11 protein-coding genes are annotated in these 14,434 nt (G+C 72.4%); 9 read left to right on the top strand and 2 right to left on the bottom strand.

Going from position 1 to position 14,434, the window contains the following annotated elements; genetic code table 11:
- Nucleotides 1-25: 25 nt before the first annotated feature.
- From F4559_RS06190 to F4559_RS06205, 4 genes are all read left to right on the top strand, one after another.
- Nucleotides 26-991 (top strand): thiamine-phosphate kinase, encoded by a 966-nt coding sequence (locus tag F4559_RS06190; protein ID WP_312865483.1) that lies wholly within the window; start codon nt 26-28, stop codon nt 989-991.
- A gap of 25 nt (nt 992-1,016) precedes the next feature.
- A complete protein-coding gene (locus F4559_RS06195; RefSeq protein WP_312865484.1) occupies nt 1,017-1,475 on the top strand; it encodes a GNAT family N-acetyltransferase in 459 nt (152 codons plus the stop codon).
- Between the two features lie 53 nt (nt 1,476-1,528).
- Complete coding sequence (locus F4559_RS06200) at nt 1,529-2,203, top strand: uracil-DNA glycosylase (protein WP_312865485.1); 675 nt, start codon at nt 1,529-1,531, stop codon at nt 2,201-2,203.
- 213 nt (nt 2,204-2,416) lie between these two features.
- The gene (locus F4559_RS06205) at nt 2,417-2,854 is read left to right on the top strand and encodes an RICIN domain-containing protein (protein ID WP_184666626.1); all 438 of its coding nucleotides are present in this window, start codon (nt 2,417-2,419) and stop codon (nt 2,852-2,854) included.
- A 76-nt stretch (nt 2,855-2,930) separates the two neighbouring features.
- Here F4559_RS06205 and rpmB read toward each other — a convergent pair whose 3' ends face one another.
- A complete protein-coding gene (gene rpmB / locus F4559_RS06210; protein ID WP_184666627.1) occupies nt 2,931-3,122 on the bottom strand; it encodes a 50S ribosomal protein L28 in 192 nt (63 codons plus the stop codon).
- A 146-nt stretch (nt 3,123-3,268) separates the two neighbouring features.
- Between rpmB and fakA the strand changes: the two genes are divergently transcribed.
- From fakA to F4559_RS06225, 3 genes are all read left to right on the top strand, one after another.
- Entirely contained in the window at nt 3,269-4,852 is a 1,584-nt protein-coding gene (fakA, locus tag F4559_RS06215) for a fatty acid kinase ATP-binding subunit FakA (RefSeq protein ID WP_184666628.1), read from the top strand.
- Nucleotides 4,853-4,932: 80 nt separating this feature from the next.
- The gene (gene recG, locus F4559_RS06220; RefSeq protein WP_184666629.1) at nt 4,933-7,095 is read left to right on the top strand and encodes an ATP-dependent DNA helicase RecG; all 2,163 of its coding nucleotides are present in this window, start codon (nt 4,933-4,935) and stop codon (nt 7,093-7,095) included.
- Nucleotides 7,092-7,904: an SCO4651 family lipoprotein gene (locus tag F4559_RS06225; RefSeq protein WP_184666630.1), complete on the top strand. Its 813-nt coding sequence runs from the start codon at nt 7,092-7,094 to the stop codon at nt 7,902-7,904. The genes recG and F4559_RS06225 overlap by 4 nt, the downstream gene beginning before the upstream one ends.
- A 245-nt stretch (nt 7,905-8,149) precedes the next feature.
- On the opposite strand, the gene F4559_RS06230 is transcribed toward F4559_RS06225, so the two are convergent.
- Nucleotides 8,150-9,265 (bottom strand): coiled-coil domain-containing protein, encoded by a 1,116-nt coding sequence (locus F4559_RS06230; RefSeq protein WP_184666631.1) that lies wholly within the window; start codon nt 9,263-9,265, stop codon nt 8,150-8,152.
- 269 nt (nt 9,266-9,534) lie between these two features.
- On the opposite strand from F4559_RS06230, the gene F4559_RS06235 reads away from it, so the two are divergent.
- Nucleotides 9,535-12,912 carry a pyruvate carboxylase gene (locus F4559_RS06235; RefSeq protein ID WP_184666632.1) on the top strand — a complete coding sequence of 1,126 codons (3,378 nt, stop codon included), beginning with the start codon at nt 9,535-9,537 and terminating at the stop codon, nt 12,910-12,912.
- A 130-nt stretch (nt 12,913-13,042) separates the two neighbouring features.
- On the top strand, nt 13,043-14,131 hold the full coding sequence (locus F4559_RS06240; protein WP_184666633.1) for an MBL fold metallo-hydrolase: 1,089 nt from the start codon (nt 13,043-13,045) through the stop codon (nt 14,129-14,131).
- The last annotated feature ends 303 nt before the right edge of the window (nt 14,132-14,434 follow it).

Below are 14,434 nucleotides of genomic sequence, written 5' to 3' on the forward strand. Positions count from 1 at the left end.
CGAATGCTCAGAACGGGAGGCAACTGTGCGTCCGGACCCGCCGCGCACTGCGGACACGGTCGCCGACGTGGGTGAGTTCGGTCTCATCCGCCGCGTCACGTCCGGTCGGACGCAGCCGCCCTCCACCCTGCTCGGGCCGGGTGACGACGCGGCGGTGGTCGCCGCGCCGGACGGCCGCGTCGTCGCGTGCACCGACGTCCTCGTCGAGGGTGTCCACTTCAGACTCGACTGGTCGTCCCCGGAGCAGGTCGGGCGCAAGGCGGCGGCGGTGAACCTGGCCGACGTGGCCGCGATGGGCGCCATGCCGACGGCGTTGCTGATCGGGCTCGCGTGCCCGGCGGACACGCCGACCTCGGTGATCGAGGGGATCACCGCGGGCCTGTGGCAGGAGGCCGCTGCGGCGGGCGCGGGCGTGGTCGGCGGCGACCTGGTCAGCTCGGCCACGCTGGTGATCTCCGTGACGGCGCTGGGCGACCTCGGCGGCTTCGAACCCGTGACGCGGTCCGGCGCGCAGGTGGGCGACGTGGTCGCGGTGTGCGGCCGACTCGGCTGGGCGGCGGCTGGTCTGGCCGTGCTGGGCCGCGGTTTCCGCTCACCCGTCGCGGTCGTCAACGCGCAGCGGAACCCCGAACCCCCGTACGAGGCGGGAATCCGGGCTGCCGAAGCCGGCGCCACGGCCATGATCGACGTGTCGGACGGGCTGCTCGCCGATCTCGGGCACATCGCCGAGGAGTCGGGCATCGGCATCGACGTCCGCACCGAGCTGCTGGAGGTGCACACGCGACTCGTCGACGTGGCGTCCGCGCTCGGCGCCGACGCCCGGCACTGGGTGCTGACCGGCGGCGAGGACCACGCGCTCGCCGCGACGTTCCCGGACCCGCGTGCGGTGCCCGAGGGCTGGCGGACGATCGGCACGGTCCGGCACGGCTCGGGTGTGACGGTCGACGGCCGCGCGTACGAGAAACCTCCTGGTTGGGAGCACTGGCGCTAGGTAGGCTGCCCGCGTGGAACCATGCGTGCGGCCGTATGACCATCCGGACTCGGTGAAGTTGATCGCCGAACTCCAGCAGTTGTTCGTCGTGCGCTACGGCGAGGCCGACGCGACCGTGGTCGACCCGGCGCAGTTCGCCGCGCCCGCCGGGCACTTCCTGGTCGGCTACGTCGACGGCGTGCCGGTCGCGTGCGGCGGGTGGCGTGCCCGTGAGGAGGCCCGGCCGCCGCTGCTGGCCGGCGACGCGGAGATCAAGCGCATGTACGTCGTGGACTCCGCGCGCGGCAAGGGCTACGCGCGGCTGCTGCTCGCCGCCCTCGAACAGGCCGCCCGCGACGCCGGGCGCACCCGGCTCGTGCTGGAGACCGGGGACAGGCAGCCCGAGGCCATCGCGCTGTACGAGTCCAGCGGCTACACGCCCATGGCGGGCTTCGGCCACTACAAGGACGAGCCCGGCGCGCACTACTTCGCCAAGGTCCTTTAGCGCACACGGACCGCATCGGAACGAGCCGAACGGGTGAGATAAAGTCCACGCCCGTGGCACGTCCGCTGGAAGAAATCATGGAAGCAGGCTGGGCCGAGGCCCTCGCGCCGGTGGCCGACCAGATCGCCCGCATGGGCGAATTCCTCCGGGAGGAGGTCGCGGCCGGGCACACCTACCTGCCCGCCGGCGAGAACGTGCTGCGCGCGTTCCAGCAGCCCTTCCACGAGGTGCGCGCGCTGATCGTCGGCCAGGACCCGTACCCGACGCCGGGGCACGCGGTCGGTCTGAGCTTCTCCGTCTCGCCGGAGACCAAGCCGATCCCCAAGAGCCTCAACAACATCTACCGGGAGTACCAGGAGGACCTGGGCCACCCGAAGCCCGCCAACGGCGACCTGACGCCGTGGACCGAGCAGGGCGTGCTGCTGCTCAACCGCGCTCTCACCGTGCGGCCGGGCAAGTCGAACGCGCACCAGGGCAAGGGCTGGGAGCCGATCACCGAGCAGGCGATCAAGGCCCTGGCGGCCCGCGACGTGCCGCTGGTCGCGATCCTGTGGGGCCGCAACGCCCGCAACCTCAAGCCGCTGCTCGCGCCGTACCCGTGCGTCGAGTCGGCGCACCCGAGCCCGATGTCCGCCGACGGCGGCTTCTTCGGCTCGCGGCCGTTCAGCCGGGCCAACGCGCTGCTGGTCGAGCAGGGTGCCGAGCCCATCGACTGGAAGCTGCCGTGACGCGCGGTCGTCGCCGCTGAACCCGCCCGGCGGGAATCGTCCACTTTGGAGTGATGATCGCGTAGGTCCGGCCGTGTCGGGAATCCCGGGTGTCCCTGGGATTCCCGACACGGAAGGACCTGTGCGATGTCTGTCCGACGCCACCTCGCCGTAGCCTGCGCACTCCTCGCGGCGGCCTTCGTCCCAGTGCCGGCCTCGGCCGCGGTGGGAACCGTGCGCATCGTGTCCGCCATGGCCAACGGCGGCGCGTTCGCCGTGAACGGCGAACGCGAGGCCGTGGTCGTGGTCGCCCCGGGCGCGGAGTACACCCCCAACGCCCAGTGGTACCTCGAGATCGAGGGCCAGGCCGCCGAGATCCGCAGCAAGGTCACACCCGGCTGCCTCCAGGCCGACCCCCGGCCCGACGACCCGGGGCAGGGCGGCCTGGTACCCGGCAACCGGCTGATCGTCGGCGAGTGCTCCGGCGAGGACGACCAACTCTGGCGGGTCGCCGGCGCGCCGAAGGGCCGCTGGACCATCGGCTCGCTGGTCGACGACACGCTCGTGCTGTCGGTGGGCAAGCCGACCCACTCGGCCGACGCCGAGATCTGGCTCGGCGTGCGGGGCATCTCGACCGCGTCCGAGTGGACGATCGAGCCGTTCGACTCCTAGTCCGTGTTCCGACCACGACGAAGAGGGCACCGGGAAGCTCCCGGTGCCCTCTTCGCGAAACCGTGAGGTCGCGGACTCAGCCGCGCACCACCTTGCCCGCCTTCAGGCACGAGGTGCACACGTTCAGCCGCTGCCGCTGCGAAGAGGACACCTTCGCGCGCACGGTCTGGATGTTCGGGTTCCACCGACGGTTGGTGCGCCGGTGGGAGAACGAGACCGACTTGCCGAAGCCCGGCCCCTTGCCACAGACGTCGCACACAGCAGCCACGTCAGCCACTCCTTAGGTGATCTCCAGCGGTACTCACGCCCCGGCGGGCGCGCAAGCGTGCACAAGCCTCAGCCGGGCATGGCAACCCGGTCAGGGTAGCCGGTGGGTCTCCTCGCCTCCAAACCGGGTCGAATACCCTCGCCGCCATGCAGGCTCTCGACGCGGGCGCGGTACGCCGATGGGCGGACGCCTGCGTCCGGTCCCTCGATGCCCACCGGGCGGACATCGACCGCATCAACGTCTTCCCGGTGCCCGATGGCGACACGGGGACGAACCTGCTCCAGACCATGCGCGCGGGTCTCGACGCCCTGCTGCGCACCCCCGCCGACAGCGTGGGCGGCGCACTGACCGCCCTGGCCAAGGGCGCGCTCGCCGGTGCGCGCGGCAACTCGGGCGTGATCCTGTCCCAGGTGCTGCGCGGGCTGGCCGAGGCGGCACGGGAGGCGTCCACGGCGGGCGGCGTGGCGTTGCGCGCCGCACTGCAACGCGCCGACGTGCTGGCCACGGCCGCCGTCGCGGACCCGACGCCGGGCACCGTGCTCACCGTGCTGCACGCCGCCGCCGAGGCCGCCCGCGACTGCCCGTCCGACGACCTGGACGCGGTCGTCACGGCCGCCGCCCAGGCCGGTGCACGGGCGCTCGCGGACACGCCGCGCCTGCTGCCCGTGCTGTCCCGGGCGGGCGTGGTCGACGCGGGCGGGCGCGGCCTGGTCCTGTTGCTGGACACGCTCGCGGCCGTGATCACCGGACAGGCCGTCGAGCACGTCGCGACCAGCGCCTCGCCGCGCACGGCCGACGCACTCACCACCGCGCGTGAGGCGGGCAGCGCGGACTACGAGTACGAGGTCATGTACCTGCTGGACGGCGAGCCGGACGTCGACGGGCTCAGACACGCGCTCGCCGCGCTGGGCGACTGCGTGTCCGTGGTCGGCGACGGCGACGGCCTGTGGACCGTGCACGTGCACTGCACCGATGTGGGCGCGGCGATCGAGGCCGGGATCGAGCGCGGGCGTCCGCACCGGATCACCGTCAACCGGTTCGCCGACCAGGTCGCGGCCCCGGCCTCCCGCTTCACCCGGGACCGCGTGATCGTGGCGCTGGTGGACGGCGTGGGCACCGCCCGGCTGTTCGAGACCGAGGGCGCGGTCGCGCACGGCACCGACCTGTCGGACCTGCTGTCGGTCGTCACGGGCACGCGCGCGCGGCACGTGACGCTGCTGCCCGGCGACCCGGCCACCCGCACGGCGGCGGCGGCCGTCGCGGCGCAGGCGGTGGACGCGGGGCAGGACGTGGTCGTGGTGCCGACGGCGTCCCCGGTGCAGGCCCTCGCCGCGTTGGCCGTGCACGACCCGTCCCGGCGACCGGGCGACGACGTCGTGGCGATGGCGGACGCGGCGGCGGCGACCCGGCGCGGCGAGATCACGGTGTCCGAGCGCGAGGCGATCACCTGGGTGGGCCGCTGCCGGCCGGGCGACCTGCTGGGCATGGTGGACGGCGAGGTCGTGCTGATCGAACCGCGCCGTGCGGACGTGGCCGACCTGGCCTGCCGGCTGGTGGACCGGATGCTCGCGCTCGGCGGCGAGCTGGTGACCGCGCTGCTGGGCGAGGGCGTGCCCGAAGGGCTGGACCGGGAGCTGGAGGAGCACCTGCGGTCCGCGCACCCGGAGGTCGAGCTGGCCGCCTACCCGGGCGGGCAGGCGGGTGTGCTGCTCGCACTCGGCGTCGAATAGCGCCTTCACCCGAAGGTGGAATCGGCCCGCGCGGCGGCCAGGCGTCCCGTTGTCGGTGCCGGGTAGTTGAATGGGCCGCGATGACGACGTTCGACGAGAAGCTGGAGTCGGTGCTCGGGAAGAAGAGCGCCGACGCGTTGGCGACCGGCCTGGGCCTGGCCACGGTCGGCGATCTCCTGCGCCACTACCCACGCCGGTACGACGAGCGCGGCAAGCTCACCGAGATCCGCGGGCTGGAACTCGGCGAGCACGTCACCGTGCAGGCCCGCGTGAAGAGCGCACGGCAGCGGCGGATGAAGAGCCGCAGCGGCGAGCTGCTCGAGGCCGTGATCACCGACGGCACGTCCGACCTGCACCTGGTCTTCTTCGGACGGGGTTCGCGCACGGTCGAGCGCGAGTTGCTGCCCAACCGCGAGGCGTTGTTCGCGGGCAAGGTCGGCATGTTCAACGGCAAGCTCCAGCTCGCCCACCCCGACTACAAGATCCTCGACGGTTCCGCCGACGGCGCGGACTTCGCGGGCGCGTTCATCCCGGTCTACCCGGCCGCGCAGGGCATCCAGTCGTGGATCGTGGCCAACTGCGTCGAGCAGGTGCTGTCGCTGTGGGACGGCGTGGACGTCGACCCGCTGCCCGACGACCTGCGCGCCGAGCACGGGCTGGTGCCGTTGGAGAAGGCGTTGCGCGACATCCACCGGCCGGACGGGTGGGCCGCGGTCACGATCGCCCAGCAGCGGCTGAAGTGGGACGAGGCGTTGGCCGTGCAGCTCGCGTTGGCGCAACGGCGGTCCTCGGCGACGGCCCGCCCGGCGTCCGCGTGCCCGCCGGTGCCCGGCCGGGTGCGGGACGCGTTCGACGCGCGGCTGCCGTTCGAGCTGACCGCCGGCCAGCGCGAGGTCGGCGAACGCCTGGCCGCGGACCTGTCCGGCGAGCAGCCGATGAACCGCCTGCTCCAGGGCGAGGTCGGGTCGGGCAAGACGATGGTGGCGTTGCGGGCGATGCTCCAGGTCGTCGACGCCGGCCGGCAGGCGGCCATGCTGGCGCCGACCGAGGTCCTCGCCGCGCAGCACGCCCGGTCGTTGCGGGAGCTGCTCGGCGACCTGGCACAGGCGGGCGAGCTGGGCGGTGCCGAGCACGCCACGCGCGTGACGCTGCTGACCGGCTCCATGCCCGCCGCCCAGCGCAAGAAGGCGTTGCTGGAGATCGTGAGCGGCGAGGCCGGGATCGTCGTCGGCACGCACGCGCTGATCCAGGACAAGGTGGAGTTCGCCGACCTCGGGTTCGTGGTCGTCGACGAGCAGCACCGGTTCGGCGTCGAGCAGCGGGCCGCGCTCAGCGGCCGGTCCGGCGGATCGACGCCGCACGTGCTGGTGATGACCGCGACGCCGATCCCGCGCACCGTGGCCATGACGGTCTACGGGGACCTTGAGGTGTCCGCGTTGCGCGAGCTGCCGGGCGGGCGTTCGCCGATCAAGACCTCGGTCGTCCCGGTCGCGGACAAGCCCGCGTGGCTGGACCGGGCGTGGCAGCGCATCCGCGAGGAGGTCGGCAAGGGGCACCAGGCGTACGTGGTGTGCCCGCGCATCGGCGACGACGAGGACGACGAGCCACCCAAGGGCGATTCGGACCGGCGTCCGCCGCTGGCCGTGCTCGACGTGGCGGCCCGGCTCGCCGCCGGTCCGCTCCGGGGGCTGCGGGTGGGTATCCTGCACGGCCGGATGGCGCCGGAGGACAAGGACGTGTCGATGCGGGCGTTCGCGGCCAACGACGCGCAGGTGCTCGTGGCGACCACTGTCGTCGAGGTCGGCGTGAACGTGCCCAACGCGACCGTCATGGCGATCATGGACGCGGACCGGTTCGGCGTCAGCCAGCTCCACCAGTTGCGTGGCCGCGTCGGTCGGGGCAGTGCGCCCGGACTGTGCCTGCTGGTCACCGAGATGCCCGACGGCACCGCGACGATGGAGCGGCTGCGGGCCGTGGAGTCCACGTTGGACGGTTTCGAGCTGGCGCAGCTCGACCTGGAGTTGCGGCGTGAGGGCGACATCCTCGGTGCCGCGCAGTCCGGGAAGCGCTCGGGGTTGAAGATGCTGTCGCTGCTGCGCGACGAGGACGTGATCGTGCAGGCGCGGGACGTGGCGCGGCGGGTCGTGGCCGACGATCCGGGACTCGACCGGCACCCCGGCCTGTTCTCGCTGGTCGCGGGCCTGTTGGACGGGGACCGTGCCGAGTACCTGGAGAAGGCGTGAGAAGGCTGCTGCCCGCTTTGCTGCTGCTCGTGCTGACGGCGTGCTCGTCGGGCGACGCGACACCCGCGCCGACCACCACCCCGTCGTTGCCCAAGGGCGAACTCGCCGTGCTGGTGGACCGGATCACGGCGGCCCGCGCGACGCAGCGGACGTTCCGGTTCCACACCGAGAGCTTCGCGTCCGACGGCGCCGCCACCGAGGCGCGCACGATCGCCGACGGCCACACCCGCGAGGGGCCGGACGGCGTGGGCACGTCCCTGTCGATGACCGTGTCGGCCGGAGCCGGTGACCAGCGGATCGACATGGTGCTGGTCGGCGACGACGCGTACGTGCACATGGACGGTGCCCCGATGCCCGAGGGCAAGCGGTGGGCGTTCTACGACCAGGGGCAGACGGAGACGGGGATCGCGGCCCTGCTGCGCGGTTTCGGCCCGCGTGCCAGACCGGGTTCCGAGCTGGACTACGCGGAACCGCGCGCCGCCCTCGTCGTCGGCCGGGCCGAGGAGCCGCTCGACGGCGTGCCGACGACCCGGTACGAACTGGTCGTCGACCCGATGAAGATGGCCAAGGTCATCGCCGACCCGGACGTCCAGCTCCAGCACACCCAGCTCGCCGAGCACGGGGTGACCATCGCCGCCACCGTCTGGGTCGAGGCGGGCGGCCTGCCCCTCAAGGTCGACTACCGCTTCACCCTGGACGGCAAGGTGGTCAAGCGCTCGACCACGACCTTCGCCGACTGGGGCCGACCGGTCGACCTGACCGTCCCCTCGGCCCAGGAGACCGTCCCCGCCGACCAACTACCCAAGTAGCCGCGCGAGTCATGCGTTCAGACACCACGAGTTGTGCGTTCGGACACCGCGAAATGTGCACTCCGCACGGCCGTGCGGATCCGGCCCGCCGCCCGAGCCGCGCCGGTCGGAGGTGAGGTTGTCGGGTGCCTGCTCGCGGCGTCGGCGAGCGTGATGTCGACGGGTGGGGCGCCCCTGGTTCGGGGCGACCCGGATCGGCCGACGTCCGCACACCGGTCGGCGGAGTCCGGTGTGCGGGTGGGGAGCTACTTCGCCACGGGCTTGGGGAGCTGCGTGGTGGGCTCCTCGGAGTTCTCCTCGGCCTCGGCTTCGAGTTCCAGCGGCTTCAGGGTCGCCATCGCGCGCGTGACCGCGTCCTGCGCGGCGGTGAACTGCTCGGTCAGCGCGGTGTGGACGGTGCGCAGGTCGGCGAGCTTGCGGTCGGCCGCGGTGATCCGGGTGTCGGCGTAGGCGTCCGCGTCGGTGACCGTCTTCTCGGCGCGGGTCGTGGCCTCCGACAGCGACTGGTCGATCCGGGCCAGGGCCTCGGACTCCAGCTCCGCGATCTGCTTCTCCGAGTCGGCACGGGACGCGGCCACCTCGGTGGCGACCTCCGCGCGCAGCTTGGCGGCCTCGGCCTTGGCGTCGACGACGTGCTGCTCGTGCTCCTTGCGGAGCTTCTCCCGCAGGTCCTCGTACTCCTTGTCGAGGTCGTCGTGGTAGCCCTTGTACTTGGCCTCCAGCTCCTCGCGGCGCTGGTCGAGTTCGCCGCTGCGGCGCTCGTAGTCGGCGACCGCCCGCGCGGTCTCGGCCTTGGTCTCGGCGACGAGGGCCGCGTGCTCGGCGGTCAGCTTCGCCCGCTGCTCCTCGAAGGACTTCTCCAGCTCGGACCGGCGCTCGTCGTACGAGCGCTCCAGGTCGGCCACGCGTTGCTGGTCGGCGATCTCCAACGCCTTGCGCCGGTCGTCGACCTCGGCCATGGCCCGCTGGTGCACGGCCCGACCCTCGGCGGCCTCGGCCTCGGCCTGCGCGCGGGTCGCGTCGGCCGCGTCCTCGGCGGCTTTGCGGATGTCCGCGATCTCCTCCTCGGCCAACGTCATCATCACGCGGACACGCTCGGTGACGTTCGCGGTGCTGACGGGGGCGCTCGCGAGGCTGTTGAGCTGACGCTTGACCTTCTCCAACTCGGACCGCGTGGCGTCGAGTGTCCGGGCCAGTTCGGAGTTCTGCGCGGTCGCCGCGTCACGGGCGCGTGTGGCGTGCTTCAGGTCGTATTCGAGCCGCGTGACGCGCTCGTTGACCTGTCGCTGGTTGTACCCGCGCAGTACGACGTCGAAATGGGTTCGGGCAGCAGGCTGCCCAGTCCCTTCAGCCCCGGCCATGCGTGCAACCCTACCCACGCTGAACCCCTACTCGTCACCCGAACCAGCGAACGCTGAGTAACTGAGGGGTGTCCGACCCTGCCTCCGTCCAGGCGCTGCGCGCACGGTCGGTACAAGGAAGAATCCCCCGTCGGGTGCAGGTGGTTCCTGAATCGATGAGGTTTCGGTCACGATGACGTCCGTCACGTGGGATGGAACTCCCGACCGTCGGGAAACGCGCGGTAGCGTGCCCTGACTGACCCGCCGAGTGATCCGGGAGGGAACGCCGAATGTTCCGCAAGGTTCTTGTCGCCAACCGCGGCGAGATCGCGATTCGGGCTTTTCGTGCGGCTTACGAGCTGGGCTACGGAACGGTCGCGGTCTTCCCCCATGAGGACCGCAACTCCCTGCACCGGCTCAAGGCCGACGAATCGTACGAGATCGGCGAACCCGGCCATCCGGTCAGGGCCTACCTGTCCGTCGAGGAGATCATCAAGGCCGCGCGCAAGGCGGGCGCGGACGCCGTCTACCCCGGCTACGGCTTCCTGTCGGAGAACCCCGGCCTCGCGCGCGCGTGCGCGGAAGCGGGCATCACGTTCGTCGGCCCGCCCAGCGACGTGCTGGAGCTGACCGGCAACAAGGCCCGCGCGATCGCGGCGGCCCGGGAAGCCGGCCTGCCCGTGCTCAAGTCCAGCGAGCCGTCGAGCGACATCGACGCGCTGGTCGAGGCCGCGCGCGACATCGCGTTCCCGGTGTTCGTCAAGGCGGTCGCCGGCGGCGGCGGTCGCGGCATGCGGCGCGTGGCGGACCCCGCCGCGCTGCGCGAGTCGCTGGAGGCGGCGTCCCGCGAGGCCGAGTCCGCGTTCGGCGACCCGACGGTGTTCCTGGAGCAGGCCGTCGTCGAGCCGCGCCACATCGAGGTGCAGATCCTCGCCGACGGCGTCGGCAACGTGATCCACCTCTTCGAGCGCGACTGCTCGGTGCAGCGGCGCCACCAGAAGGTCATCGAGATCGCGCCCGCGCCGAACCTCGACCCGGAGCTGCGCGACCGCATCTGCGCCGACGCGGTCCGCTTCGCCCGCCACATCGGCTACCGCAACGCCGGCACCGTCGAGTTCCTGCTCGACCCGAACGGCAACTACGTCTTCATCGAGATGAACCCGCGCATCCAGGTCGAGCACACGGTCACCGAGGAGGTGACCGACGTCGACCTCGTCCAGTCGCAGATGCGCATCGCGGGCGGCGAGACCCTCGACGACCTCGGCCTGAGCCAGGACACCGTGCAGCTGCGCGGCGCGGCGCTCCAGTGCCGCATCACGACCGAGGACCCGGCCAACGGTTTCCGCCCGGACACCGGCATGATCAGCGCGTACCGCTCGCCCGGCGGCTCGGGCATCCGGCTCGACGGCGGCACGACCGGCGCCGGCACCGTGGTCAGCGCGCACTTCGACTCCATGCTGGTCAAGCTGAGCTGTCGGGGTCGCACGTTCGGCGCGGCCGTGGCCCGTGCCCGCCGCGCGGTCGCCGAGTTCCGCATCCGCGGCGTGTCCACGAACATCCCGTTCCTCCAGGCCGTGCTCGACGAGCCCGACTTCTTCGAGGGTCGCGTCACCACGTCGTTCATCGAGCAGCGCCCGCACCTGCTGACCGCGCGCCACTCGGCCGACCGCGGCACGCGCCTGCTCACCTACCTCGCGGACGTCACGGTCAACAAGCCCAACGGACCGCGACCGGCGGCCGTCGACCCGCGCGACAAGCTCCCGACCGTCGACCTGGGCACCGAACCCGCGCCCGGCTCCAAGCAGCGGCTCACCGAACTCGGGCCCGAGGGCTTCGCCCGGTGGCTGCGCGAGAGCAAGGCGCTCGGCGTCACCGACACGACGTTCCGCGACGCCCACCAGTCGCTGCTCGCGACGCGCGTGCGCACCAAGGACCTGCTGGCCGTGGCGCCGCACGTGGCCCGGCTGACCCCGGGGCTGCTGTCGCTGGAGGCGTGGGGCGGTGCCACCTACGACGTGGCGCTTCGGTTCCTGGCCGAGGACCCGTGGGAGCGGCTGGCCGCGTTGCGCGAGGCCGTCCCCAACATCACGCTCCAGATGCTGCTGCGTGGCCGCAACACCGTCGGGTACACGCCGTACCCGGAGGCGGTCACCGCCGCGTTCGTCGAAGAGGCCACGAAGACCGGCATCGACATCTTCCGGATCTTCGACGCGCTCAACGACGTCGAGCAGATGCGCCCGGCGATCGAGGCCGTCCGCGCGACCGGCACGGCCGTCGCCGAGGTCGCGCTGTGCTACACGGCCGACCTGTCCAACCCGGACGAACGCCTCTACACGCTCGACTACTACCTCAAGCTGGCCGAGCAGATCGTCAACGCGGGCGCCCACGTCATCGCCGTGAAGGACATGGCCGGTCTGCTGCGCCCGCCCGCCGCGTCCCGCCTGATCACCGCGCTGCGCAAGGAGTTCGACCTCCCGGTCCACCTCCACACGCACGACACCGCGGGCGGTCAGCTCGCCACCTACCTGGCCGCCATCCAGGCCGGGGTCGACGCGGTCGACGCCGCCGCCGCGTCCATGGCTGGCACGACGTCGCAGCCGCCGCTGTCGGCGATCGTCGCCGCGACGGACTACACGGAGCACCAGACCGGCATCGACCTCCAGGCCGTGTGCGACCTGGAGCCGTACTGGGAGGCCGTGCGCAAGGTCTACGCGCCGTTCGAGTCCGGCATCCCCGGCCCGACCGGTCGCGTCTACCACCACGAGATCCCCGGCGGGCAGCTGTCCAACCTGCGCACCCAGGCGGTCGCGCTCGGCCTCGGGCAGAAGTTCGAGGAGATCGAGTCCATGTACGCCGCCGCCGACCGGATGCTCGGCCGGCTGGTCAAGGTGACGCCGTCGTCCAAGGTCGTCGGCGACCTCGCGCTGCATCTGGTGGGCGCGGGCGTGTCCCCGAAGGAGTTCGAGGCCGAACCGGGCCGGTTCGACATCCCGGCGTCGGTGATCGGGTTCCTGCACGGCGAGCTGGGCGACCCGCCCGGCGGCTGGCCCGAGCCGTTCCGCGGCAAGGCGCTCCAGGGCCGTGCCGCGCCCAAGGGCGTGACCGAGCTGTCCGAGGACGACGCGAAGGGCCTGGAGACCGACCGCCGCGCCACGCTCAACCGCCTGCTGTTCCCCGCGCCGACCCGCGAGTACCTCGCGCACCGCGACGCGTACGGCGACACGAGCGTGTTGCGCAGCAAGGACTTCTTCTACGGCCTCAAGCCGGGGGAGGAGTACTCGGTCGACCTGGAGCCCGGAGTTCGGCTGCTGATCGGTCTCGAGGCCATCGGCGAGGCCGACGAGCGCGGCGTGCGCACCGTGATGGCCACGCTCAACGGCCAGCTCCGCCCGATCCAGGTCCGCGACCGCTCGATCGCCGCCGAGGTGCCGGCCGCGGAGAAGGCCGACCGTGCCAACCCGGACCACGTGGCCGCGCCGTTCGCCGGTGTCGTGACCCCGTCGGTCGAGGAGGGCGACGAGATCGAGGCGGGCCAGACCGTGGCGACCATCGAGGCGATGAAGATGGAGGCGTCCATCACCGCGCCCCGTGCGGGCCGCGTCAAGCGCCTGGCGGTGCGCGGCGTGCAGCAGGTGGAAGGCGGCGACCTCCTGATCGTCCTGGAGTAGGCCCGGTTCCCGGCCGGACGCGATGCGCGTCCGGCCGGGCGTCGTCCGGTCGGGTGTCATTTGCCGCCCGCGGTCCGTGGCGCAGGTCTCAACGGGGAACCCGCATCCTTCAGGTGCCGTTGGGGGCGGTATGAGGAAAGCCACCGCAGCCCTGCTCGGCGTGGTCGCGGGTGCGGTCGCGGTCACCGTGCGCGACGTGCCCGCCGCACTCGGCGCGACGCCACGCGACGAACGCGTCCTCCGCTCGCCCCGCTACCGCGACGGCCGCTTCCACAACGACGCGCCGACCAACTCCGCCCCCAGCGGCGGCGGCATGGCCAAGATCGTGCGCGACATGCTCGTCGGCAAGCAGCGCCGCCGTCCGTCCGGCGCCGTGCCGCTGGTCGCGCACCGCCCCGGCGACACCGCTCGCGGCCTGCACCTCACCTGGTACGGGCACGCCTCGACGCTCGTCGAGATCGACGGCGCGCGCATCCTGCTCGATCCGGTGTGGAGCGACCGGTGCTCGCCCTCGAGGCACGTCGGCCCGCGCCGCCTGCACCAGCCCCCGCACTCCCTCGCCGACGTCGGCGCGGTGGACGCGGTCGTCATCTCGCACGACCACTACGACCACCTCGACCTGCCGACGATCCGCCGGCTCGTCCAGTCCACGACCGCGGTCTTCGTCGTGCCGCTGGGCATCGGCGCCCACCTGCGCCGGTGGCGGATCGCGGCCAACCGGATCGTCGAACTCGACTGGGACGAGTCGCACACCGTGGCGGGCGTGAAGCTCACCGCGACGGCCGCGCAGCACTTCTCCGGCCGAGGGTTCAAGCGCGACGTCACGCTCTGGGCGTCGTGGGTGATCGCCGGACCGGAGCACCGCGTCTACTACAGCGGCGACACCGGGTACTTCGACGGCTACGCGCGCATCGGCGCCGAACACGGCCCGTTCGACGCGTCGCTCGTGCAGATCGGCGCGTACGGCGAGGGTTGGCCGGACATCCACATGACGCCCGAGGAGGGTGTGCGCGCACACCTCGACCTGCGCGGCGGCCTGCTGGTCCCGGTGCACTGGGCGACCTTCACCCTGGCGCTGCACGACTGGTCCGAACCGGTCGACCGGGTGTGGCGCGAGGCGAAGGCGCACGACGTGCCGCTCGCCGTGCCGCGTCCCGGTGAGCGCGTCGACGTGTCCACGCCACCGCCCGTCGACGGCTGGTGGCAGACGATCGCCTGATCGGCGATCGGCGGTGGTGGCCGCCGGATGACCCACGGCGTGCTCCGGGGCCGCCGGCCCCACCACGCGATCCACTGTGGAGCGATCCACGACGGCACGGAAAGGCCTCGCGTACCTGTGACGGTCCGGGTACAGAACCGCCGCTGTATACCCGTGTCGTGCGCTGAATCGCATCGCTGGCTCCGACCCGTGCGCGCCACTGCCGCCAGGTACTACGCCCGTTCGCGGAATCCCCGTCACATACCAGGCCTGTGCTCGGAACCGCGCTTCCGAGCAGAGCCGTGCCCGGCACCGCGCTTCAGT

It is taken from the genome of Saccharothrix violaceirubra, from assembly GCF_014203755.1.
GTDB classification, from domain to species: Bacteria; Actinomycetota; Actinomycetes; order Mycobacteriales; family Pseudonocardiaceae; genus Actinosynnema; species Actinosynnema violaceirubrum.